Origin of the sequence: Mixta calida (genome assembly GCF_002953215.1) — a bacterium.
GTDB lineage: Bacteria > Pseudomonadota > Gammaproteobacteria > Enterobacterales > Enterobacteriaceae > Mixta > Mixta calida.
Window position 1 is genome coordinate 3,345,115 of the sequence record NZ_CP026378.1, and the last position, 22,112, is coordinate 3,367,226.

The following is a 22,112-nucleotide window of genomic DNA, read 5'->3' on the forward strand; positions in this document are numbered from 1 at the left end:
GCTCCACGCTACAAAAAACCGCCGTAAAACGGCGGTTTTTATTTAGGCTATTAACTGAATAATGGTTAACAGACTGTTAATTTGAATGCAGTACGTTAAAAGCGGCATTGCCCAAAACTGACCCTCGCCAATAAAGCGAAAACCCCTTGTTTTATTGGCCTTTATTTACTGCGTAACGTTGTCGCTTTTTTCAACATTCCTTCAACGATTGCCACGCTTTTTCGCTTACAGGCTTTCAGTAAAGGTACGAGTAATCACATCACGCTGCTGTTCTGGCGTAAGCGCGTTAAAACGTACGGCATAACCGGACACGCGAATAGTCAGCTGCGGATATTTTTCCGGGTGCTTAACCGCATCCTCCAGCGTTTCGCGACGCAGCACGTTAACGTTCAGATGCTGACCGCCTTCAACGCGCACCTGTGGTTTCATTTCCAGCGGCACTTCACGATACTCAAACTGGCCCAGATCGCTCACCGGCACCACCTGATCTTCGGTGTACTCGCCTTTTGCACAGACGCAACGCGCTTCGGATTTTTCGTCATCCAGTAACCAGAATGAGTTGAGCAGCGCGCTGTTGTTGGTTTTTGTAATTTGGATACCTGTAATCATAGTTGCCTCCCAGGCGTAATGACGCTAACGCCATTAACGGCGTCAGGTTTGCGTTTAAAACTTCCGAGACTCTATATACCAACCTGTGGCAGGGCCAACTTTGACCAAGGTCAATTAATCCCTTTCACTCAAACGGGTTACAAAGCTAAATTTTTGTTTTAAATCAAATTTTACCGATGAATTATTTTTGTAAATTTTCAATTTTTTTTAAAGGCTTGCTCGCTGGCGTAGAGTCGCTACTCTGATGTTTTGTTTACAAGAAAGGGAGATTGTCATGGGTAAAACGGTAACCTGGCATGACGTATTGGCGACGGAAAAAGAGCAGCCCTATTTTGTCGAAACGCTGGAAATGGTGGCTAAAGAGCGCGCGTCAGGCGTAACGGTCTATCCGCCTAAAGAAGATGTGTTCAATGCGTTTCGTTTGACCGAGCTGAACCAGGTAAAGGTGGTCATTCTGGGCCAGGACCCTTATCACGGCCCTAATCAGGCGCACGGACTGGCGTTCAGCGTCAGGCCTGGCGTAGCAGTACCGCCTTCGCTTATGAATATGTATAAAGAGCTGGAAAGCGACATTCCCGGCTTTCAACGGCCGAATCACGGTTTCCTGGAGAGCTGGGCGAAACAAGGCGTGCTGCTGCTGAATACGGTATTAACCGTAGAGGCGGGCAAGGCGCATTCCCATGCGCGTTTTGGCTGGGAAACCTTTACCGATCGCGTGATTGCGGCGATTAACGAAAACCGCGAAAACGTGGTGTTTCTGCTGTGGGGATCGCACGCGCAGAAGAAAGGCAGCATTATCGACACAAAACGACATCATGTGCTGAAAGCGCCGCACCCCTCTCCGCTTTCCGCGCACCGGGGATTCTTTGGCTGCAAACACTTTTCGCGCACCAACGCCATCCTTAGTCAGCAGGGCGAAACGCCGATCGACTGGACGCCGCACCTGCCCTGATGCAACAACGCCGTGGCTTCAGGCCACGGCGCCGGGAAATCAGCTTTTTGCTTTTGCGACGGCCACCATCGCCGGTCGCAGCAGACGACCATTCAGCGTATAACCGCGCTGCATCACCATCATTACGTGGTTCGGCGCAACCTCATCAGACTCCATCATGGACATCGCCTGATGAACGTCCGGGTTGAACGGTACGTTAGTTTCACCCACGACTTCCACACCGAACTTGCGCACCGCCGCCAGCAGCGATTTCAGCGTCAGCTCGATACCTTCGATCATAGCGCTCAGTTCAGGATTGTTCTTATCCGCTACTTCCAGCGCGCGCTCAAGGCTGTCGATAACCGGCAGCAGCTCGTTAGCAAATTTTTCCAGGGCGAATTTATGCGCTTTTTCGACGTCCTGCTCGGTACGGCGACGGATATTTTCGATTTCCGCCTGCGCGCGTAGCTGCGCGTCGCGTACGCCATTTTGCAGCCCGGCTAACTGTTCTTCAAGCTGAGCGATGCGCTCATCACGCGGATCCACCACTTCTGCTTCAGCCTCTGCAGTCTCCGCGTTATCGTTTTGCTGCTGTTCCATTTGAATCTCTTCTGAGACTTGCTCGTTTGGTGTGTTCTGATCTTTACTACTCATGAATTTCTCCGCGTTTTGCACATTCATCTCGCTGGTTCGCTTATTATGGGGATCAGATTTATGGTTTCAAGGGAACCAGTCACAATGTCAGGGCAATTTGCCCCATGAGGAATACCTGCATAATGAATAAACATTTCCAGTGCATCGGCATCGTCGGACATCCGCGTCATCCTACCGCCCTGACCACGCATGAAATGCTCTGGCGCTGGCTGACCGAGAGAGGGTATGAAGTCATTGTCGAACAGCAAATCGCGCGCGAACTGTCACTGGAACATGTACAAACTGGATCGCTGGCGGAGATCGGTCAGCGGGCCGATCTCGCCGTTGTGGTCGGCGGCGACGGCAATATGCTGGGCGCGGCGCGCGTGCTGGCGCGTTACGATATCAAAGTGATCGGCATTAACCGCGGCAATCTGGGTTTTCTCACCGACCTGGATCCCGATAACGCGCAGCAGCAGTTGGATGACGTGCTGCGCGGCGACTACATCATTGAAAAACGTTTTCTGCTGGAAGCGCGCGTCTGCCGCGGCGAAGGCGCGCCCCGCATCGGCACGGCGATCAACGAAGTGGTGCTCCATCCCGGCAAAGTGGCGCATATGATCGAATTTGAAGTTTATATTGATGAAAACTTCGCTTTTTCACAGCGCTCCGACGGCCTGATTATCTCCACGCCGACCGGTTCGACCGCTTATTCCCTTTCGGCGGGCGGCCCGATTTTAACGCCTTCTCTTGATGCCATCGCACTGGTGCCGATGTTCCCACATACCCTTTCCGCGCGACCGTTGGTGATCAACAGCAGCAGCACTATCCGCCTGCGTTTTTCCCATATGCGCAGCGACCTGGAGATTAGCTGCGACAGCCAGATTGCGCTGCCGATACAGGAAGGCGAAGATGTGCTGGTCCGGCGCAGCGACTACCACCTCAGCCTTATCCACCCCAAAAACTACAGTTACTTCAATACGCTAAGCTCAAAGCTCGGCTGGTCGAAAAAATTATTTTAAAAAGCGCAACGCGCCACTTTACTGTATATAAAACCAGATTATACTGTACGAAAAACCATATCTGTGTTTATGTACAGGAAGGCGTGTATGCTGGCCCAACTCACCATCAGTAATTTTGCTATTGTTCGCGAGCTGGAAATCGATTTTCAACGTGGCATGACCGCGATTACCGGTGAAACCGGCGCCGGTAAATCTATTGCGATTGATGCGCTGGGGCTGTGCCTTGGCGGCCGCGCCGAAGCGGATATGGTGCGTCAGGGCGCGAATCGCGCCGACCTTTGCGCCCGCTTCAATCTGAAAGACACCCCCTCTGCCCAGCGCTGGCTGGAAGAAAATCAGCTGGACGACGGCCATGAGTGCCTGCTGCGCCGCGTTATCAGCAGCGATGGCCGCTCACGCGGCTTTATCAACGGCACCTCCGTTCCGCTCTCTCAGTTACGCGATCTGGGACAGCTGCTGATTCAGATTCATGGTCAGCATGCGCATCAGCTACTGCTGAAGCCGGAACATCAAAAATCCCTGCTTGACGCCTACGCCGATCAGCCGCTGCTGATGCAGAGCATGGCGGCTAACTATCGTCAGTGGCATCAGAGCTGCCGCGCGCTGGCGCAGCATCAGCAGCAAATGCAGGAGCGCGAAGCGCGCCGCGAACTGTTGCAATATCAATTGAAAGAGCTGAACGAATTTGCGCCGCAGGCGGGTGAATTCGAGCAGATTGATGAAGAATACAAACGCCTCGCCAACAGCGGCCAGCTGCTTTCTACCAGCCAGCAGGCGCTGCATTTACTGGCGGACGGCGATGACAGCAATCTGCAAAGCCTGCTCTATACGGCGCGTCAGATGATGGGCGAGCTGGTGACGATGGATGATAAGCTGAGCGGCGTGCTGAATATGCTGGAAGAAGCGGCGATTCAGATTAGCGAAGCGAGCGATGAGCTGCGTCACTACTGCGACCGCCTCGATCTCGACCCGAACCGCCTCTATGAGCTGGAACAGCGTCTGTCGCGTCAGATCAGTCTGGCGCGTAAGCATCACGTTGCGCCTGAGGCGCTGCCGGCTTTCCATCAGCAGCTGCTGGAAGAAGAACAGCTGCTCTCTCAGCAAGAGAGCGATCAGGAAGCACTGAGCCGGGCGGTGACGCAGCATCATCAGGCTGCGCTTGCCAGTGCGCAGAAGCTGCATGAGCAGCGCGCCCATTTCGCGCAGGAGCTGACCCAGCTGATCACTGAAAGCATGCATGCGCTGTCGATGCCGCACGGACAGTTCAGCATTGCCGTACAGTTCAACCCGGATCAGCTGACCGCGGAAGGCGCGGACCGTATTGATTTCCGCGTCAGCACTAACCCCGGCCAGCCGCTGCAACCGCTGGCGAAAGTCGCTTCAGGCGGTGAGCTGTCGCGTATCGCGCTGGCGATTCAGGTGATCACCGCGCGTAAAATGGATACGCCGGCGCTGATTTTCGATGAAGTGGATGTGGGCATCAGCGGACCGACCGCCGCCGTGGTAGGCAAACTGCTGCGCCAGCTGGGCGAATCCACGCAGGTCATGTGCGTTACGCACTTACCTCAGGTGGCAGGCTGTGGCCATCATCATTTCTTCGTCAGCAAAGAGACTGACGGCGCGATGACGGAAACCCATATGCAGCCGCTGGACAAACGCGCGCGCCTGCAGGAACTGGCGCGTCTGCTGGGCGGCAGCGAAGTCACGCGCAACACGCTGGCGAACGCAAAAGAGCTTTTAGCCGCCTGATATGCACTTTTTTACATTCCTGCGGTCATATGCTTGCTCTGTAAAGGTTTCCAACTGCGGTCAGGTTTATTATTATCGACAGCTTGTCGCCTGAATGAAACACGATGACCGCAGGCTGTGTTCAGACCGTGCTGGCACCAAATTCGCCTGACTGAAAGGCGTTGAGCCCAAAAAAGGAATGTATAAATGCGCTGTAAAACGCTGACTGCTGCTGCAGTGTTACTTCTCATGATGACTGCTGGCTGTTCCACTCTGGAGCGCGTGGTTTACCGTCCTGATATCAATCAGGGTAACTATCTGACCGCCACCGACGTTGCCAAGCTGCGCGTTGGCATGACGAAACAGCAGGTCGCTTACACGCTGGGTACGCCAATGATGAGCGATCCTTTCGGTAGCAATACCTGGTATTATGTGTTCCGTCAGCAGCCCGGCCATGAAAAAGTTTCCCAGCAAACGCTGACGCTCACTTTCGACAGCAACAGCGTGCTGACCAATATCGATAATAAACCGAACCTGAACGACAATAAGTCCGACCGTTAAGCGGGTTTCAGATATCAAAAAAGGCGCTGAGGCGCCTTTATTTTTTGGCCGAGCGTTCCGCCCGTTGACGGCGTAGCTCTTTCGGATCGGCAATCAGCGGACGGTAGATTTCTACGCGGTCCCCTTCGTTAAGCTCATCCTGCAATTTCACCGGCCGGCTGTAGATGCCGATTTTATTCTGCGTCAGGTCAATATCCTGGCGCAGTTCAAGCAGGCCGGATGCCCGTATCGCCTGCTCAACGCTGCTACCCTCCGCCAGCTTCACCTGGCGCAGGTACTGTTTTTCAGGCAGCGCGTAAACCACTTCAACCGTAATATCAGGCACGGTAAACCTCTTTGGCGCGATGAGTGAACGCCTGCACCATGCTGTTCGCCAGCTCTTTAAAGATGCGTCCGAACGCCAGTTCAACCAGCATGTTAGTGAACTCGAACTCCAGATTGAGCTCTACTTTACAGGCGTCATCGCCGAGCGACGTGAATGTCCACCCGCCGGTTAATTTACGGAACGGGCCATCCACCAGCTGCATATGAATGCTCTGGTTATCCGTCAGCGTATTGCGGGTCACGAACGTCTTGCTGATGCCGGCCTTAGAGACATCAACCGACGCCGTCATCTCCTGTTCGGAGGCGGATAGCACGCGGCTCCCCGTACAGCCCGGCAGGAATTCCGGATACGAATCGACATCATTCACTAACTGGTACATTTGCTCAGCGCTGTAAGGCACAAGCGCGGAGCGGCTAATCTGGGCCATATCGTTTCCTGTGATTCATAAAACGTACAAATAATAGCATTTTCAACACTCAAACAAAAATTCTCTGAGTCGCAAGGCGTGCTAGAATAGCTTTTTTTCCCGGCGGTTTTGGGTCGGGGGATGCGATTAACACTGGTCTGATGTAAACTAAGTTGCACTATGACAAAGAAAAAAGCACATAAACCCGGTTCTGCCACTATTGCCCTTAACAAACGCGCCCGCCATGAATACTTCATTGAGGAAGAGTTCGAAGCGGGACTGGCGCTACAAGGATGGGAAGTCAAATCACTGCGCGCCGGTAAGGCGAACATCAGCGACAGCTATATTCTGCTGCGCGATGGCGAAGCTTATCTGTTTGGCGCGACGTTTCAGCCGTTGTCAGTCGCTTCCAGTCACGTCGTCTGCGATCCCACGCGCAACCGTAAACTGCTGCTGAACCAGCGCGAGCTGGATAGCCTGTACGGTCGCGTCAATCGCGAAGGCAATACGGTAATCGCCTTGTCGCTTTACTGGAAAAACGCCTGGTGCAAACTGAAGATTGGCGTGGCGCGCGGTAAGAAGCAGCATGACAAGCGCGAAGACGTGAAGAGTCGCGAATGGCAGCTGGATAAAGCACGCATTATGAAGAATGCCAATCGCTAAGCGCTGGATTCATCACTCGTTTTTTGCTATACTCTTTAATTCTTGGGGCTGATTCTGGATTCGACGGGATTCGCGAAACCCAAGGTGCATGCCGAGGGGCGGTTTGCCTCGTTAAAAGCCGCAAAAAAATAGTCGCAAACGACGAAAACTACGCTTTAGCAGCTTAATAACCTGCTTAGAGCCCTCTCTCCCTAGCCTCCGCTCTTAGGACGGGGATCAAGAGAGGTCAAACCCAAAAGAGATCGCGTGGATGCCCTGCCTGGGGTTGAAGCGTTAAAACTAATCAGGCTAGTCTGTCAGTGGCGTGTCTGTCCGCAGCTGCCAGGCGAATGTAAAGACTGACTAAGCATGTAGTACCGAGGATGTAGGAATTTCGGACGCGGGTTCAACTCCCGCCAGCTCCACCAAATAAAACAAGGGGTTACGCGAAAGCGTAGCCCCTTTTTTTTGGCAGTGGCGGCAAAATGGCGGCAGAGAAAAAGCAGTGGCGGCACCAGACATAAAAAAACCCGCTTATGCGGGTTCTTTACTTATAGCCATAAGACTTGCTGCGCCTTACGATTTGGATGGGGCGGCACGGGTGTAACTTTAGCCGGTTTGGTAATAATCGCTGCTACTGTTTCAAGTGATTTGAAGGTACAGCTGCAATTAATATTCTGGCACTGGTTGTAGCGTTCTTTAGTTGTTTTAGAAATTTGAGTGCTGCTGCGCGTGTGAGCAGCATGACCGCACTCAGGACAATTCATCATCTTTGTCACCCTATCGCATGAGTTCACTTAATGAGATGCAATTTATCATTATCGAGAACATTCCGATAGAATTTATTCCATCTCAAGACTATCAATCTTCACCTCCAGTTCCAGACTGGTGGTAAAGCCGCCGTCACTGCTCAGGCTGTGCGTCAGCGTGGTGATAATCCAGCTGCTGCTGTCTACCTGCTGTTTGAAGCCGCTGACTTTTACCGGCATTTCCGTATAAAGGTCCGCACGCCCGCGTGCCAGCTGAATTGAGAACGTCGCCACGCCGCGCTGCAGTCGCTCCCACTGCATTTTAGCCGCCCGCTCTGCATTGCTGCGGCTGGCATAGGTCCGGCTCAGTACCAGCACGTTTTCATCCGTGCCGATAAGATAATCGCCCTGCTTTGCCTCCGGCTCCTTTTTCTTCGCGGTGCTTTTCCGCCTGCGCTTAACCTTCGTGGTTTCCTTTTTGGCCGGTTCACGGGTGTGCAGCCAGCTGGCAATCACGCCGGTGTAGGCGTCACGGTCCGCCAGGGTAAAGCGGTGACTGTCGCCCGCCGAACGGGTCAGCGTGATAACCGGCAGGGTTTTACCGCTGGCCGTCCTGCCCTGCCCCTGCCGGATAAACAGCAGTTTTCCGTTCTTCACGCAGGCCAGCGCCCCGCACTGGCGCGCCAGGCGCATCAGAAAACTGGCATCTGACTCGTTGGTCTGGTCCAGGTGATCGATCGCCATCTTTGCCATATCCTCACCCAGCGCCGGGTCCAGCTTGTGCCTGGCAGCAATATCTTTCACCATGTCGCCCACGGTGGTTTTGTGCCATGACTTTTCGCGTCGGGTATTGAGCGTTTCGCGGAAATCGGCACTGCGGGCGCGCAGTACCAGCTTGTCCGGTGCGCCGGTGTGTTCGATTTCGTCCACGGTGTAAGAGCCTTTTGAAATCAGCGGCTCGCCCTGCCAGCCCAGCGCCAGATTAAGCTGAACGCCCCGGCGCGGCAGCTGCAGCTGGCCGTCCGCGTCGTCCAGCTCGATGTCCAGCTGGTCCGCCTCAAAGCCACGGTTATCGGTCAGCGTCAGGCTAATCAGTCGCTTTTCGATGCGCTGCGTGATGTCGGCGCCGTCCATCGTCAGTCGAAAGGCGGGCGCGCTGGCCGTGCCGGTTATCCATTGTATTGCGCTCACTGGAACAGCCCTCCCACGGCGGCGGCCGCTTTTCCTGCTGCGCCGCTGGCAGCCTTTTGCATCGATGCCAGCTGGTCACTCAGGCTGCCGAACATTTCACCCAGCGACTCGTCCACCCGTTTCAGCGTTATGGTGAACTCGATGCGTCGGCACGCGCCGTTACTGAAAAATTCAGCCCGCGTCTGGTTCAGGCTCTCAATCACGAACATGCCAAAGATGGTGCCGCTGCCCTCAATCAGCGGCCACGCCTTGCCCAGCTCCGCCATCTGCTCCAGCGCAAACAGCGACAGCCTGCCGCCGGTAATTTCCGGCAGCAGCTTGCCGGTCAGCGTCAGCGTGTCGGTGTCCGGCCCCAGAAACTGCGCGGACGGCCGCAGCCCCACGCGGCTGTTGGTGGGAAAGCGCCAGCTGCGCTGATACTGCAGTTCCTGATACGGCACCGTTTTCAGCATGAAAACAAACAAACCCAGCGTCATCATCATTCGTCAAATCCTCCCCGGTCACGGTAACTGCTGCGGGCGCGGGCCTGCGCCTGCCGCTCTTTTGCCTCCAGCTGGCGCATCACCTCCGCCACCACGTCCTGCGCGCTCTGTCCCGGCTGCTGCACAATGGTGAATGAAAAACTGTTATGTACCGGCGCAGCCTGCCCCCCTGATGCGGCGCCCCCGTCCCCGGCGCTCTGCGATTTGGCTGGCTGGCTCATCGGATGCAGCGGGCGGGCAGCGGCAGGCGTGGCGGCCACGCCCATGACCAGAGCGGCAGATGCGGCCAGCGCAGCAGTCCGGCGGCGGCTGGTTACACTGGCCGGGCCGTTCACGATTTCCGGCCCGTTTTCACCCACAACGCCGAACTGCCCGGACGGGATAAAACCGCCGCTGTCAAACAGCCCGGCAAAGCCTGTTTTCTTCGGCGCCGCAGGCTTGCCCGCAGGTCCGTTGCCGCCTGCGGTATCCGGCTTCATCCAGTCCGGCAGGTAGCTGTTCAGCGACGTCAGCTTACTTTTCAGTGCCTCCCATTTCTGGCTGATGCCCGCCATCAGGCCGTCAATCATCTGCGCCCCTGCCTCCTGAAAACGAGCCGGCAGTGCCTGCACGCCTGCCACGATTTCATTCCACTTTGTACTGATATACGTGGTGATCGCATTCCATGCGCCGCTTACGCCGCCCCGGATGGTGGCCCAGAGCGCAGCGAATTTCGGCCCCAGCGTCTCCCAGTTCTGCCAGATAGCCAGCGCCGCCATCGCAATCAGGCCAACAGTCGCCAGAATCGGGTTCGCCATCATCAGCCGCCCCAGCCATAAAATGCTGTTGCCCACCATGCCCAGCGCACCCCGGATCAACCCGAACGCGCTGACCGCACGGATACCCAGCACGCTGCAGCTCATGCGCAGCAGGGCCAGCGGGCCAAGAATGGCCGCCGCCGCCAGCGACAGCGCCCCGATGGCCGTCACTGCAATGGCAAGCCCGGCGGCCAGCCTGAACAGCGCAGCGGTCAGCTGTGGATGTTGCTGAACAAACTTCCCCAGCGCCGAGGCCAGATTGCCCAGCCAGTCAACCAGGCGTTTCAGATCAGGGGCCACGGTTTCCCCGATCGCGGACATGGCATTGGTGAATGAGCCGCTGGCGGCGTCCCATTTGTTGCCCAGCGTTTTCAGCGAGGCGTCCACGCGCTCACGCAGCGATGCCTGATTTTCCAGCTTGGCTGCCGTTTCCCGGTAGCCTGCCAGCCCTTTGGTGATCATGTTGTTCAGCACCTGCAGGGTTTCAGAGTCATCGCCAAACATGTCCTTGAGCGTGCTGTATTTCTTCTCGGTACTCAGTTTGTTCAGCTGGTCCAGCTGCGCATACATCTTTTCGATCCCGGCAAATTCCCCCTTACCATTGGTAAAATCGAACTTAACGCCGGTGCCCTTCAGGTCCTTGTTCACGTCCCCGATTTTTTTACTGTCCATCATGGCCTGCAGCACCTTGCGGTAGGCGTTCCCCGCCGAGCCGCCGTCCATGCCCTGCTGGTCCGCCATGACCAGCAGCGGCGCAAAGGCTTTTGCCGCATCCAGCCCCTTCATCTTGATGATGTCCATCGCGCTGCCGATTTTGGCGTAGCCCTGCAGCATGTTTTCCGAATCCACCCCGGCGTAGAAGCCTTTCTGGATGATGTCGGTCAGCGCCATCATGTCTTTTTCCGAGGTCTGCGTGGCATCCTGCAGCTTGGCGGCAAACTCCGCCGCGTCCGTGGGCGCCATCTTCAGCTGCACGCCCAGATAGGCGGTCGCTTCGCCCAGCCCGCCCAGAATGGACTGCGCGGACATGCCCTGACGGCGCAGCATGGTCATCATGTTCTGGAAATCCGCCGTGGTGCCGGGCAGCCTGTCGCCCAGACTGACGGCCAGCCGGTTTATTTTTTCAAACTCCGGCGCGACCTTCGCCCCCGGCCCCATCATGGAGGCGGCCAGCTGCGTGGCGGCGTCCTCCGACTGTGCGTAGGCGCTGACCGGGGCCATCATCGTCATGCCCGCAGCCACACCGGACGCCACCATACCGGCGCCGTTCCCGGCAAGGTTATTGCGCAGTTCCTGCGTTTTCTCCCGGCGCGCCCGGATGGCGTTCAGCTTCTGCTGCCGTTCGCCCAGCTTTTTCAGCGCCGCCTGCTGGCGTTCAAGGGCACCGCTGGCGGCTTCCGCGTCGGTTTTCAGGCGGCGCTGCGCTGCGCTCAGCTGTTTTGTATCGATACCGGCGGCGTTCAGCGCCTCACGCTGGCGCTGCACGGACAGGCGCAGCCCGTTATATTTCTGCTGCAGCTCACTGGCGCGGTTTTTGGCCTGCTCCAGCAGCCGGGCCTGCTGCGCCGTGGGGCGGTTGGTGGCGGCAAATTGTGTCGCCAGCGCGGCAGCTTCCTGTCGGGCTGCGGCCAGATTTTTTTCAGTGATGGCAAGCTGTGACCGGGTTTTGCGGAACCCGTCGATTTTTCCGGCCTGCTCGTTCAGGGATTTCAGGGTGTCTTTACTGGCTTTCAGCGCGGCGGCCAGCTCCTTAGAACCGGCCTGCGCGTTTCGGAAAGGACGGGTGATTTTATCCACCGCGTTTAAAACCACCTGCAGCCGCAGGTTTGTGTCACTCATCGTCACCGGCTCCGCTTCGCAATATCGCTTTATGCCGCCACTCCAGCACTTCGGTAAGCGGCATCACGTCAGTGACGGACGGCGGCCAGTGAAAAATGGTGGCGATGTCCGCCACCAGGTCATCCACCGTCAGTTCGTCGGGAAATCCGACAGCACCGACTTCGGCAACAAAAAAGTGACCACCTCCACCGACAGCGAAAGCAGGTCGGCAGGGTCCATTTCGGCAATCTCATGCGGCTGCAGCGCGGGCTGGCTGATGCGCGGGATAACCGTCATCATGGCGTTCACGTCCATATCCATCAGCGCCTGCAGGCGGGTGCCACGCAGCGCGCCGGACTGCGGCTTGCGCAGGGTCACGCTGGTGATCTGCTCCTTGCCGCGCGTCACTGGCGTGTCCAGGGTGATGGTTTTCTGCTGCGGCTGCGGTACGGCGTCGTTTTTAATCTCTGTCATCGTTTTATATCCTGAATGCGTTAAGAAAATGCGGCAGGGCTTCCCCTGCCGGGGTTATCAGAGGCCAAGGGCGCTTTTGTGTTTTTCCATCAGGTCCGTGCCGCCGACGATTTCAACCATGTTCACCAGGTCAACCTCGTACAGCACCTCGCCGTTAATGGTCAGCTTCGCGTAGCTGTTGGTGCCGGACACTTTGGTGCTGTTGCTCTCACCGGTTTTCCACTCGCCGGAGTCCACCTCCTTGTGGCGGCCGCGCACGACCAGCTCCACCGCCTGCACCTCGCCGGTGCTGTCCGTCTGAATGGAGCCGGTAAAGCGCAGCTGAATGGCATCCGCCGTAGCGGCACCCATCTGCTTGAACAGCAGCAGCTCCGTGCCGCCGATGGAAAATTCAGTGTCCAGCGCGCCGTCATCCAGCCCCATATCAATGTCCACCGCGCCCGGCATCCCGCCGCCACGGTATTTTTCAAACTTGCGGGTAAACTTCGGCAGCGTCACGGACTCAACCAGCCCCATCCAGTTATTCCCGGCATTAAACATATTCAGGTGCTTCAGCTTGCGGGGTAATGCCATCTGTTTTTCTCCTTACGCGCTGACCTGGCTGGCAAAATTCACCAGATACTGGTCCGTGATGCGCTGGCGCAGCATCAGGTTTTCCAGCGGCGGCACCGGCGTGTAGTCATAGTCAATGGTGAGTTTGCCCGCCTTGAGCGTGTCCTTGTCGTTCACGCTCTCATCCAGCCAGCAGTCCGCGCCAATCAGGTAGCCCTGGCTGACCAGGCTGCGCAGTTTGGCGCGAATGCTTTCGATAATGTCGCGGGCCAGCGACGGGTTCAGGGCGCCGTCCACCGCCCACATCTGCGCCTCTGCCATCGTGTCCATCAGCACCTGCGCGGTGCGGGTGTAGTTCTCAAAGGCAAACAGCGGATCGTCGCTCAGGCAGCGGGAACCCCAGAAGCGGAAGCCGTCCTGGCGGATCAGCGTGGTGACGTCGTTCTGGTTCAGCAGGCCCGCGTCCGTTGCCGGGTCCTGCAGGTCCCAGAAGACGTCTGCGGAAATGCCGGTGACGCCGTTCACGCCCACGTTGGACAGGGTTTTGTGCCAGCCGGTCTGCTGGTCGATTTTGGCGCGCAGGCCCAGCGCCCGTGCGGTGGCATAGGCCGTGGCGTCCGCGTTCAGCACGGTGTCAAAGTTGATGAAATCCGGCCAGATAAGCATCCCTTCGCGCTGGCTGAAGTTGGCGCGATACGCGATCGCCTCTTCCACGGTCTTACAGCCGTAGGCAGAGAGGTAGGCAAAGCCGCGCAGGCTCTGCGCCACGCTCAGCAGTTCCGTTGCCACCGCCTGCGTGTCGTGTCCGGGCACGCCGAGGATGCGCGGCTTAACGCCGCATTTGGCCTGTGCGGTCAGCAGCGCTTTCATGCCGGTGCGTTTGCCATCTGCGGTCACGCCGCCGATGATGTTGGACGTGGTTTCCGCTTCGGTTTCGCCCTGCGCCACGCGCACAACCACGGTCACGGGTTTGGCCTGGTCACCGATCGCATCAAGCGAACGCGCCAGCGTGCCGGACTCCCCGGCTTTGCCGCTGGCGGTCAGCACGTCTGTGAGTAAAACGGGGGTATTCAGCGGGAAGGTTGCCGCGTCGGCATCGTCTGCGGTACAGACCATGCCCACAATCGCGGTGCTTATCGTTGAAATGGTGCGGGTGCCTTCGTTAATTTCCGTAACGCGCACGCCGTGATGATAATCGTCTGCCATGTAGCAAATCTCCGGTTAAGGGGTTTTGCTATGGTGTTACGTGGCTCCGGTTGATTCACGCCCTTGCTGTTGTATGAGGTCTGACACAACGGACGACTGGCTTTTTTTCAGTTCCTTTTGCTCAGCTGCCGGGATGTAGCGATACAGCGTCTTAACCGAAACATCCAGAACCAGCGCCACCTGATGCAGGGTCGCACCGTTACGTAACATCCGCCTGGCTCTTTCGGTTACCTCTTCTGTCATTATCCTGCGGCGCCCGCCGATGCGACCTTTTTCACGCGCCGCTGCCAGTCCTGCACGGGTACGCTCAACAATCAGCTCGCGCTCCATTTCCGCCAGCGCCCCCATGACATGAAAAAAGAAGCGGCCCATTGGTGTGCTGGTATCAATACTGTCGGTCAGGCTGCGGAAGTTTATTCCTTTTTCGCGCAGTTCCTCAGTCAGCATCACCAGATGGCGCATACTCCGGCCAAGCCGATCCAGTTTCCACACCACCAGTGTGTCGCCCTCCTGCAGGCAGCGCAGTGCTTTTTTCAGTCCCGGTCTGTCTGCCTTTTTTCCGCTTATTCTGTCTTCAAAAATCAGTTCACAATTTGCGCTCTGCAGTGCGTTACGCTGCAAATCGGTGTTCTGGTCATTTGTTGACACCCTGATGTAGCCAATCAGCACGGTAAACCTCGCATAAATGGCATGGAGTGTGCCAGCCTGGTGCTTTTCAGGGCCAGGGGTTTCTTTCGGTTTTTGGTTGGTTTGGGCGAGGCGGCAAAAAGGGATGTTGGTACAGGACTGAATCAAATCCCGGACATGAGCAGCTTTGGCGGAAAGAGAGGCGGTGCATGGTATAAACAACACCCGTCCGGCCTGATAGAGGTGGGCGGTTCAGTTGGTGTAAATGGTTCGGCCCAGACGCAAAAAATTACGGTTAATTATCCTATCCCGTTTCCGAGTATTTGCCTGGGTATCTGGTTTTCATTTCAGACTGAAGACCCCAGTCAGCGGTTTTGCGGAATATACGATCGTTCTTCCAGTTTGTCGTCGTTTGTTGCATCCGTGATGACGCCTACGTTGAATACTATTTATTTCCGGGCCATAGGATATTAGATGGCATTTAAACGTTGGTTTGGGCGAAGCAGCAAAACGGGATGTCGGAACAGGAGAAAATCACATCCCGGACATGAACAGCTTTGGGAGTAATTTATCCGGTAACGGTTATATGTTTTTCCCCGGTGGACTTATCCTGCAGTGGGGCAGGATTGCTGTGGATTATTCGATTGAGCATGGCTCTGCTACGGTGCCTGGAGGAAGCGTGCATAAATATAGGGGAATGGGGAATTTCCCTATTTCGTTTCCTAATGCATTAATGTGTGTTACAGCCACAAGTAATGATGTTCCGAATACATATATAGCCAGCATTTACCCGACCTCTATGCAGGATTTTAATTGGTCTTTTCAATCGGCCCAACCCTATTCAACCAGTAGCTCAGGTGCAAACACTTTTTGCTGGATCGCAATAGGTTGCTAAGATTAGGGGAAAATTAATAGTCAATTTAGAGTACTAAATAAAAAGCCCTTTCGGGCTTTTTTATTAGTGTTAATCGGGCCAGGCGGGAACAGTATAGCCATTATTTACAGCTTCAATTAAAATCCACTGGGGAATATCTGGCAGTTTGATTAACGGCCATCCCTCAGTGTTAGGCCATACTTTAAAGCTGGAGCGAACATTTAATAATTCCTCTCGCTGCTCACCTGACAAAGGAGTGTCATTAATGGTGTAGTCCTCAATTAACATTCTGTCTGTTGATAATATAAAATCATCACGTAACGTTCTGGCTTGCGCTTTTAATTCATCTTCAGTTACTTCATGAGCGGGCATGTCAGCCCAACACGGGTATCCTTCATTGTCAATAGACCGTACTTTTCCAACTGGCGGAATCCCAGTGAATTCCATAAAAGTATCGTTACTTATATCTTTTAAATCTTCCGGCAGTGTCCCTGCAGTCTGGTAGGCTTCTTTAAGGGCTTTAGGATAAAAAGCATTAGTTTTAGGACTAAACCAGTAGCTCATTAAAAATCTCCGATAAAATATAAAGCCCTACTCTAAATTTATTTTTCACTGAGTGTAATGACTTACTGTTGTGTCATGTATCAAACAACAGAACCCTAACCAACCTTTAATTGCCAATTAAAATATAGCGCCCATAACATGCTGATCCGTTAGCGCCCCGTGTCACATTCCCACCTACTGTTGCCGCGTCCAACATGGTGGCTGATGCTTTGACCTGGGTACGGCTTAATACCGTGATTGAATAAATGGTTGGCCGGGCAAAGTGCCCGGAATTATCATGAGTAGCGACAGCAGAGAAAATATTATTTGGAAACGCTACGGGAAGATCGACAGTGACTTCCATCCCTGAAGTCAATGAGGTAAACCTACCCCACTGAATCATGATGGCGGCGCCATTACTGAGTGGAATATTTAACCATCCAGCACCAGTAAGTGCAGCCGTCGGCGCTGGCAGTTTTGCCGCCTCGCCCAAACCAACGTTATATTCCGATCGCCAAATAAAAACCGTTGACGCTACCACTTGATATACTGGTAAGGCGCGCGATGGTAAATCCTGCATTATTTCGTTCAGTCGTTCCGTACGAGAGGCACGCAGCGCCGGTATCAGTAACAAATATGGCAAAAATATCTGTTGGAAATACTACGGGAAACTTGACTTTCCCTGTTGCGCTTCCAACTGCGACAGACGCAGATCCCCATTGCAAAATTAATCCCCCGGCAAGCTTCTGCCAGCCGGTTCTTGACAGACCGGATGAAAAAGCGTTCATGTCAGGGATTTGATTTTCTCCTGTTCCAACATCCCGTTTTGCCGCCTCGCCCAAACCAACGTTTTTACCAACCTATACCCCATACCGTTACTGTAGAAGGTGATTTGGAATAGCTGGACGCGGCAGCAAACGTCGCACGATCTACTATCGCGGATGATGTGTATGGGTTGCCATTCGTTGCATAAATGGTCGAATTGGTCAGAGCCTGAATAATTGAAAGGCAGGCGGCAGGAAATGCAACCGGCCATGATGAATTAACGACAACCATCGTCCCATCGGTAGATTGCGGCACGGTAACGGATTTCCACTGCAAAATAATATTCCGCACTGTACCGCTAATAACTACCGGTACGGAAAGCCACCCTGAACCGCTTGTTGCTGCTGAGGCTGCAGGCAGTTTTGCCGCCTCTCCCAAACCAAGATTTTTGAGAAACGTAGCCACGTCCGCGATATCGCTGCCGTTTTTCGCTATATCCATTTTCCCGGCTAACTGGTTAAGAACGGTCGCGGAAAAATTCGGGTCATTGCCCAGCGCATCGGCCAGTTCTTTCAGCGTGTCCAGCGTGGCGGGTGCGCTGCCTGCCAGCGCTGCCAGTGCCGCCTGCACAAACGCTGTGTTTGCCAGCTGCGTGGAATTGTTGCCCGCTGCAGGCGTCGGGGCTTTTGGCGTACCGGTAAAGGTCGGGCTGACCTTTGGCGCATACTGCGAATGTGGATCGGTAGCGGCCAGATGTTTTGACATCAGGCTGTCCGCGTACTGGCGTACCTCCAGCACGTTTTCATCCACATACTGGCGCGTTGCCAGTACCACGGACGGGTCCACCTTCAGCGTGATGGCCTCCGTGCTGCTGACAATCAGGATCATGCGCAGGCGCTGCGTTCGTCCGCTGCCCTCCTGCAGCTGCGGCTTGTAGGTGTCAGCGGTGTTACAGACCGCAATCAGCGTGCCGTCACCGTCAAACAGCCCCATTTCCCGAATCCAGAAGCCGCCCTCCGTTTCAGGAATAACCTGTTCAGCAATAATCTGGCTGCCGTTGGCCGCGTCAACGGTCAGCGAATTGAGCGCCGCCCGGCGCACCTCGTTTACCAGCTTCGTCTGGCTGGCGTTCGGCGTGGGCGACGTACCGCCACCGTCTCCCACCGCCATGTGCGTGATATTCAGCTTTGTGCCGAGCGATACGGCGTTGGCAATTTTCGCCGCGCCGAGGTTGGTGACAATCGCATAATATTTTTGTGTCATGGTCCCACTTCCAGCAAGTCGATAACGTGAGTCGCCGCACCCGGATAGCTCCGGCCGCTGACGGAAATAATGTCAGGTGTATAGGGGTAAACGGTGAGATCGTCACCGCCATAGCTGGCGGCACCGAGATAACACTGGCCGCCGCTTTGCAGGTTGATGGACATGCCCAGCATATGGCGACTGCACGGCTTCGCATCGCTTATCAGGCGCTCCAGCTCCTGATAGCTTTCTTCCGTGATGCCCTGCTCCTGCACGCCAATATCCAGCCGGAAGGTGCCGGGCGCCTCACCGTTCTGCCACCATTCAATAACGCGGATAAGAAAGCCGAACGGCTCCACCACGCGGCGCACCGCGCTGATGGTTCCCTTGTGCTGATGGATGTAAAACGCATCCTGTACCACCTTGCGCTTGACGCTCTCCGCCCAGCTCTCATCCCAGCGGTCCACCGAAAATGCCCAGGCAAGGTACGGTAAAAACTTTACCGGGCAGGTTGCCGGGTTCCACAGTTCACGCAGCGGCACCTTCAGCCCGGACAGATCGCTGCAGGCAGCGGCCAGCCTGCGCTCAGTGGCAGACGACCCCGGCGGTAACAGACTGTTATTCAGGCTCATACCGTTCCCCCTGCTGCATCACCCGCCACCGTTATCAGCGTGCCGGTGCAGTAACCTGCCTGCGTGCGGTCCATGATGATGTCGCGGGCCGGTTCGACCATTTCAACCCAGTCCACGCCAGCCACGCGCAGCACTGCCCCGTAAGAGTCCTGGCGCACGCTGCGCCCCAGCTTCGCCTGCTCTTTCAGGTAGGCGGCCAGCGCCGCGTTAGCAGCATCCAGACAGGGACCGGCCACCACGCCGTCATAAAGATGCAGCCTGGCTTCCACGCTGTAGGGGAATATTTCAGCGCCCTGCACCGTCACGCGGTCCGCCACCGGACGCACGCTTTCGTCATTCAGCGCGCTGTCCACGACAGTCAGCAGGTCAGCCGGTGCCGTGCCGTCCCCTTCCCGGCTCAGTACGGTAATTAACACCTCCGCCGGGGCCGGGCTGGTTGCCGATACGTCCGCCACACGCCCGTCCGCACTCTTGGCGTAAAACTCATAGGCCGCTTTCGGTCCGGCCACGCTCAGCCCTTCAAAGGCATCCGGCACGCGCAGGCGCAGGTCATCATCCGTTTCCATCTCCGCTTCAACCGGCGGGATAGCCTCCGGGTCCGCCGGGGTAATGGTCAGGCGCTTCAGGTTGTAATTCGCTGCCAGCTGGTCCAGATCGCTGCCGAGCGCATAGGCCACCATCACCGCCTGCGCGGCTTCGTTGATGCGCTGGCGCAGCAGGATTTCCCGGTAGGCATTTTCCTGCAGTAGCTTAACCACCGGCTCAGACTCCAGCGCCAGCGTACGGCGCACCGCTTCCTGCTCATCGGCCGGATGCAGCGCGATAAACGCCGCCTTGCGTTCCGCCAGCAGCGCCTCAAAGTCCGGCACCTCCACCACTTCCGGCGCGGGCAGCTGTGAAAGGTCAATTACCGCCACTGTTTCCTCCCGTTGAGACGTTCATGGCCAGCGGCGAACCGTCCGCACGCTGCCCGGTTAACTCCACCTGCAGGGAGCCGTCATAGTTGCGGCTGACCTGCAGGGCATTGAGCCTGATACGCGGTTCCCAGCGGCTCAGCGCGGCGTAGATGGCGGCCATCAGCTGCAGGTTCAGCGCATCGTTCTGCGGCTGGTCCATCAGGGCAAACAGCATCGAGCCATATTCACGCCGGGCAATACGGCTGCCCTGCGGGGTTACCAGAATGTCGCGGACCGACTGCCGGATATGGTCGGTGTCCGTCAGCGCCCTGCCGGTCTGCTGGTTCATGCCGCGATACATTGTCATTTCGGCCCGTCCGTTCTGCTGCTGCCACGTTCAACGCCGCCGTGATCATGATCGTCCACAATGACGCCGTTAGAACTCATGGCGCCGCCGCTCTGCGTCACGCCGCCGTTAATGGTCATTTCCGCGTTGATTTCCGCCTGGTCAGCGTTAAGCGCAAAGCGCTTCGTGTTCAGCTCCATATTTTCGGCACCCTCTATCACCACGTTCTGCACGCCCTTAATCAGCCAGCGATGCCTGGCCGGGTCATATTCAAACCAGCCGCCGTCCGGGTATTCGGTCACGCTGCCTGCCTCTGAATCGGATGGCGGCGGGAAGGTATCGGAGTAAATGGCGGGCAGCGCAAAGGCGGTTTCCAGATGGCCGCCGAGGCTCAGCAGCACAACCTGCTCCCCCACGGTGGGTGCCCACCATGTGCGGGTGTTACCGGCGCGCAGGGTCAGCCAGCTAATCCAGTTGGTTTCAAGGTCTCCCGTTTTCACCCGGCACAGCCATTTGTCCCGGTCCACGTCCGAGACAATGCCGGTGCGGATCAGGTTGGTGATAAGGCGCATGAGTTCGGTGAGTTGTGCATTCATAAAGGAAGATTGCCATTAACAAAAAAAGAGAGGCACCAGGCAGCGTTGTAAGGGGCATGGCACAAAAACTTATTCACTCAGCCAGCGCAGCAATGCTTCCTGCACTGTGGTTTCCACCTCACCGTTTATGCCCAGCAGCGGGCGCGCTGCGTATTTCACTTCAGGACCGCCCCGGCTCACCCGATCGCGCAGTCCGTAGTGATGCACACGGGCAATACGCTGCACCTGCCCGGTAAACCGGACCTCTGCCTGGCTGGCGTTAGCCTGCGCTTTGAGGTATTTCACCGTTTTCAGCTTCGTGAACATCCTGCGCTTAACCCGTCCCTGTTTCGTCCGGGCGGTCATGCGGCGCGGCTCCCATGCCGTTCCGTCCGGTGCCCTTTGTGCGGTGATGTTCTGCTGCTGAATGTGCCGGACATCCCGCGCCACCTCACGCAGCATCCGGGTGCGCGCTGCCGGTTCCAGGTTTGCCAGCAGCGCGGCCAGCCAGTCGTCAATCTTTTGCAGTTCATCCATCAGCGGCCCGTCCAGTATTCTTCCGGCTCGTCCGGCTCCGGCACGGCTTCAACCTGCATCTGCCCGTTGACCTCCCGCGCCAGCACCCGCTCCGTCAGCTTCAGGTTCAGACTAAGGTCACAGGCACCGTTGCCCAGAATATCCACCTCAAAGGTAAACAGCTTTTCCCGCTCGTCAGGGTTATGCAGCGCATCAGGCTGATTGTCCCGCAGCCAGTAGAGAATGGGCGCCATCAGCAGGTTCTGGTCACCGGTGAAATCCGTCACCACCACATTCAGGGTGTAACGGTACTCCCATGAAATCGATGCGGCAGCGGTGGCAACCAGTGAACCGTTATCCACAAACAGGTGCAGTCGGTCCGGGTTTTCCCGCACGTAGGGCACCGACTTATTCAGGGCGTGGCGTAAGGACTGCGGTTTGTTCATCGTCTTTTTCCTGGCAGTTCACTATGGTGTCCACCTTGTCTGCGCAGTTCGCCCAGGCGGCTTCCGTCTCATCCAGCAGGCGCATCAGATCGCCGTTACTGCGCGGGGCGGCTTCCGGCAGTTGGCAGCGCGTTATTCTGGGACAGCCAGTCACGGTAAGGCTGACCGCCGGTGATGGCCGGTCGCTGGCGCAGCCGGACAGCAGCAGCAGGCAAAGGGGCAGCAGCCCAGCGGCGATACGCTTCATTTTCACGGGTCAGGTCCTCAATATGGCGCTGGCGCGTCTGCAGCAGCGCACGGGTTTCTTCAGCTGCCGCATAAAGCCGGGTCTGCTCCCGGCTGTTGGTCTGCGTCAGGATATTCAGGGCAATCAGCTGGCTGTTTTTCTGGTTCAGTTTCGCTTCCAGCGCAGTCAGGGCGTTTTTCTGGCTGCGGTTCGCCTGCTCAGTCCTGTCCAGCCGCCACGTCTGAACGCATATCGCCGCAACCGCCAACAGCAGCACGGTCAACAGCAGGCGCATCAT

The 22,112-nt window shown here is 56.5% G+C and carries 32 protein-coding genes and 1 other RNA gene; 8 read left to right on the plus strand and 25 right to left on the minus strand.

Going from position 1 to position 22,112, the window contains the following annotated elements; genetic code table 11:
* Positions 1 to 225: 225 nt before the first annotated feature.
* Positions 226 to 609 carry an autonomous glycyl radical cofactor GrcA gene (grcA, locus tag C2E16_RS15875; RefSeq protein ID WP_038624646.1) on the minus strand — a complete coding sequence of 128 codons (384 nt, stop codon included), beginning with the start codon at positions 607 to 609 and terminating at the stop codon, positions 226 to 228.
* A gap of 274 nt (positions 610 to 883) precedes the next feature.
* Here grcA and ung point away from each other — a divergent pair, with 274 nt between their 5' ends.
* A complete protein-coding gene (ung, locus tag C2E16_RS15880) occupies positions 884 to 1,561 on the plus strand; it encodes a uracil-DNA glycosylase (RefSeq protein ID WP_084970425.1) in 678 nt (225 codons plus the stop codon).
* A 39-nt stretch (positions 1,562 to 1,600) separates the two neighbouring features.
* Here ung and grpE read toward each other — a convergent pair whose 3' ends face one another.
* On the minus strand, positions 1,601 to 2,194 hold the full coding sequence (gene grpE / locus C2E16_RS15885; protein ID WP_038629905.1) for a nucleotide exchange factor GrpE: 594 nt from the start codon (positions 2,192 to 2,194) through the stop codon (positions 1,601 to 1,603).
* 122 nt (positions 2,195 to 2,316) lie between these two features.
* Between grpE and nadK the strand changes: the two genes are divergently transcribed.
* From nadK to bamE, 3 genes are all read left to right on the plus strand, one after another.
* Positions 2,317 to 3,195, plus strand: a complete 879-nt coding sequence (gene nadK, locus C2E16_RS15895) for an NAD(+) kinase (RefSeq protein ID WP_084970424.1) — start codon at positions 2,317 to 2,319, stop codon at positions 3,193 to 3,195.
* 87 nt (positions 3,196 to 3,282) lie between these two features.
* Positions 3,283 to 4,944, plus strand: a complete 1,662-nt coding sequence (gene recN, locus C2E16_RS15900) for a DNA repair protein RecN (protein ID WP_038624640.1) — start codon at positions 3,283 to 3,285, stop codon at positions 4,942 to 4,944.
* Positions 4,945 to 5,130: 186 nt separating this feature from the next.
* On the plus strand, positions 5,131 to 5,484 hold the full coding sequence (gene bamE, locus C2E16_RS15905; protein WP_038624638.1) for an outer membrane protein assembly factor BamE: 354 nt from the start codon (positions 5,131 to 5,133) through the stop codon (positions 5,482 to 5,484).
* A 37-nt stretch (positions 5,485 to 5,521) separates the two neighbouring features.
* Here bamE and C2E16_RS15910 read toward each other — a convergent pair whose 3' ends face one another.
* Together C2E16_RS15910 and C2E16_RS15915 are read right to left on the minus strand one after the other, a co-directional pair.
* Positions 5,522 to 5,809, minus strand: coding sequence for an RnfH family protein (locus C2E16_RS15910; protein WP_038624636.1), 288 nt, complete (start codon positions 5,807 to 5,809; stop codon positions 5,522 to 5,524).
* A complete protein-coding gene (locus tag C2E16_RS15915; RefSeq protein ID WP_038624635.1) occupies positions 5,802 to 6,236 on the minus strand; it encodes a type II toxin-antitoxin system RatA family toxin in 435 nt (144 codons plus the stop codon). Before C2E16_RS15915 ends, C2E16_RS15910 begins: the two co-directional genes overlap by 8 nt.
* A gap of 159 nt (positions 6,237 to 6,395) precedes the next feature.
* Here C2E16_RS15915 and smpB point away from each other — a divergent pair, with 159 nt between their 5' ends.
* Entirely contained in the window at positions 6,396 to 6,878 is a 483-nt protein-coding gene (gene smpB / locus C2E16_RS15920) for an SsrA-binding protein SmpB (protein ID WP_038624633.1), read from the plus strand.
* A gap of 44 nt (positions 6,879 to 6,922) precedes the next feature.
* Positions 6,923 to 7,285: a transfer-messenger RNA gene (gene ssrA / locus C2E16_RS15925) on the plus strand.
* Between the two features lie 123 nt (positions 7,286 to 7,408).
* Here the strand turns inward: ssrA and C2E16_RS15930 are convergent.
* The 9 genes from C2E16_RS15930 to C2E16_RS15970 form a co-directional block, all read right to left on the minus strand.
* Positions 7,409 to 7,627, minus strand: coding sequence for an ogr/Delta-like zinc finger family protein (locus C2E16_RS15930; protein ID WP_084971529.1), 219 nt, complete (start codon positions 7,625 to 7,627; stop codon positions 7,409 to 7,411).
* A gap of 72 nt (positions 7,628 to 7,699) precedes the next feature.
* Positions 7,700 to 8,797 carry a phage late control D family protein gene (locus tag C2E16_RS15935; RefSeq protein WP_084971531.1) on the minus strand — a complete coding sequence of 366 codons (1,098 nt, stop codon included), beginning with the start codon at positions 8,795 to 8,797 and terminating at the stop codon, positions 7,700 to 7,702.
* Complete coding sequence (locus C2E16_RS15940; protein WP_084971533.1) at positions 8,794 to 9,279, minus strand: phage tail protein; 486 nt, start codon at positions 9,277 to 9,279, stop codon at positions 8,794 to 8,796. The genes C2E16_RS15935 and C2E16_RS15940 overlap by 4 nt, the downstream gene beginning before the upstream one ends.
* Positions 9,276 to 11,915 carry a phage tail tape measure protein gene (locus tag C2E16_RS15945; protein WP_104951568.1) on the minus strand — a complete coding sequence of 880 codons (2,640 nt, stop codon included), beginning with the start codon at positions 11,913 to 11,915 and terminating at the stop codon, positions 9,276 to 9,278. Before C2E16_RS15945 ends, C2E16_RS15940 begins: the two co-directional genes overlap by 4 nt.
* Positions 11,908 to 12,030 (minus strand): GpE family phage tail protein, encoded by a 123-nt coding sequence (locus C2E16_RS15950; RefSeq protein ID WP_084971544.1) that lies wholly within the window; start codon positions 12,028 to 12,030, stop codon positions 11,908 to 11,910. Before C2E16_RS15950 ends, C2E16_RS15945 begins: the two co-directional genes overlap by 8 nt.
* 14 nt (positions 12,031 to 12,044) lie before the next feature.
* On the minus strand, positions 12,045 to 12,368 hold the full coding sequence (locus C2E16_RS15955; RefSeq protein WP_084971535.1) for a phage tail assembly protein: 324 nt from the start codon (positions 12,366 to 12,368) through the stop codon (positions 12,045 to 12,047).
* Between the two features lie 57 nt (positions 12,369 to 12,425).
* Entirely contained in the window at positions 12,426 to 12,941 is a 516-nt protein-coding gene (locus C2E16_RS15960; protein WP_084971537.1) for a phage major tail tube protein, read from the minus strand.
* Positions 12,942 to 12,953: 12 nt separating this feature from the next.
* A complete protein-coding gene (locus C2E16_RS15965; protein WP_084971540.1) occupies positions 12,954 to 14,126 on the minus strand; it encodes a phage tail sheath protein in 1,173 nt (390 codons plus the stop codon).
* A gap of 36 nt (positions 14,127 to 14,162) precedes the next feature.
* Positions 14,163 to 14,795 carry a recombinase family protein gene (locus C2E16_RS15970; RefSeq protein WP_084971542.1) on the minus strand — a complete coding sequence of 211 codons (633 nt, stop codon included), beginning with the start codon at positions 14,793 to 14,795 and terminating at the stop codon, positions 14,163 to 14,165.
* Positions 14,796 to 14,930: 135 nt separating this feature from the next.
* Between C2E16_RS15970 and C2E16_RS21505 the strand changes: the two genes are divergently transcribed.
* Both C2E16_RS21505 and C2E16_RS21450 read left to right on the plus strand, forming a co-directional pair.
* Positions 14,931 to 15,227, plus strand: a complete 297-nt coding sequence (locus C2E16_RS21505; RefSeq protein ID WP_016066020.1) for a gp53-like domain-containing protein — start codon at positions 14,931 to 14,933, stop codon at positions 15,225 to 15,227.
* Positions 15,228 to 15,246: 19 nt separating this feature from the next.
* Complete coding sequence (locus tag C2E16_RS21450) at positions 15,247 to 15,648, plus strand: gp53-like domain-containing protein (RefSeq protein ID WP_218925957.1); 402 nt, start codon at positions 15,247 to 15,249, stop codon at positions 15,646 to 15,648.
* 69 nt (positions 15,649 to 15,717) lie between these two features.
* On the opposite strand, the gene C2E16_RS15985 is transcribed toward C2E16_RS21450, so the two are convergent.
* From C2E16_RS15985 to lysB, 12 genes are all read right to left on the minus strand, one after another.
* Positions 15,718 to 16,191, minus strand: a complete 474-nt coding sequence (locus tag C2E16_RS15985) for a tail fiber assembly protein (protein ID WP_084971768.1) — start codon at positions 16,189 to 16,191, stop codon at positions 15,718 to 15,720.
* Positions 16,192 to 16,297: 106 nt separating this feature from the next.
* Positions 16,298 to 16,750 carry a gp53-like domain-containing protein gene (locus tag C2E16_RS20615; protein WP_146107483.1) on the minus strand — a complete coding sequence of 151 codons (453 nt, stop codon included), beginning with the start codon at positions 16,748 to 16,750 and terminating at the stop codon, positions 16,298 to 16,300.
* A complete protein-coding gene (locus C2E16_RS21455) occupies positions 16,671 to 16,958 on the minus strand; it encodes a gp53-like domain-containing protein (RefSeq protein ID WP_409365943.1) in 288 nt (95 codons plus the stop codon). The genes C2E16_RS20615 and C2E16_RS21455 overlap by 80 nt, the downstream gene beginning before the upstream one ends.
* 64 nt (positions 16,959 to 17,022) lie before the next feature.
* Entirely contained in the window at positions 17,023 to 18,198 is a 1,176-nt protein-coding gene (locus C2E16_RS15995; protein WP_104951572.1) for a phage tail protein, read from the minus strand.
* Entirely contained in the window at positions 18,195 to 18,809 is a 615-nt protein-coding gene (locus C2E16_RS16000) for a phage tail protein I (protein ID WP_084971065.1), read from the minus strand. The genes C2E16_RS15995 and C2E16_RS16000 overlap by 4 nt, the downstream gene beginning before the upstream one ends.
* On the minus strand, positions 18,806 to 19,726 hold the full coding sequence (locus C2E16_RS16005) for a baseplate J/gp47 family protein (RefSeq protein WP_084971063.1): 921 nt from the start codon (positions 19,724 to 19,726) through the stop codon (positions 18,806 to 18,808). Before C2E16_RS16005 ends, C2E16_RS16000 begins: the two co-directional genes overlap by 4 nt.
* Positions 19,713 to 20,072, minus strand: a complete 360-nt coding sequence (locus C2E16_RS16010; RefSeq protein ID WP_084971061.1) for a GPW/gp25 family protein — start codon at positions 20,070 to 20,072, stop codon at positions 19,713 to 19,715. The genes C2E16_RS16005 and C2E16_RS16010 overlap by 14 nt, the downstream gene beginning before the upstream one ends.
* Positions 20,069 to 20,647 (minus strand): phage baseplate assembly protein V, encoded by a 579-nt coding sequence (locus C2E16_RS16015; protein ID WP_084971060.1) that lies wholly within the window; start codon positions 20,645 to 20,647, stop codon positions 20,069 to 20,071. The genes C2E16_RS16010 and C2E16_RS16015 overlap by 4 nt, the downstream gene beginning before the upstream one ends.
* A gap of 69 nt (positions 20,648 to 20,716) precedes the next feature.
* Positions 20,717 to 21,163 carry a phage virion morphogenesis protein gene (locus tag C2E16_RS16020; RefSeq protein ID WP_084971058.1) on the minus strand — a complete coding sequence of 149 codons (447 nt, stop codon included), beginning with the start codon at positions 21,161 to 21,163 and terminating at the stop codon, positions 20,717 to 20,719.
* On the minus strand, positions 21,163 to 21,588 hold the full coding sequence (locus C2E16_RS16025) for a phage tail protein (RefSeq protein ID WP_084971056.1): 426 nt from the start codon (positions 21,586 to 21,588) through the stop codon (positions 21,163 to 21,165). The genes C2E16_RS16020 and C2E16_RS16025 overlap by 1 nt, the downstream gene beginning before the upstream one ends.
* A complete protein-coding gene (lysC, locus tag C2E16_RS20990) occupies positions 21,551 to 21,799 on the minus strand; it encodes an Rz1-like lysis system protein LysC (protein ID WP_257152277.1) in 249 nt (82 codons plus the stop codon). Before lysC ends, C2E16_RS16025 begins: the two co-directional genes overlap by 38 nt.
* Positions 21,684 to 22,109, minus strand: coding sequence for an Rz-like lysis system protein LysB (gene lysB, locus C2E16_RS21200; protein WP_084971069.1), 426 nt, complete (start codon positions 22,107 to 22,109; stop codon positions 21,684 to 21,686). Before lysB ends, lysC begins: the two co-directional genes overlap by 116 nt.
* Positions 22,110 to 22,112 lie beyond the last annotated feature (3 nt).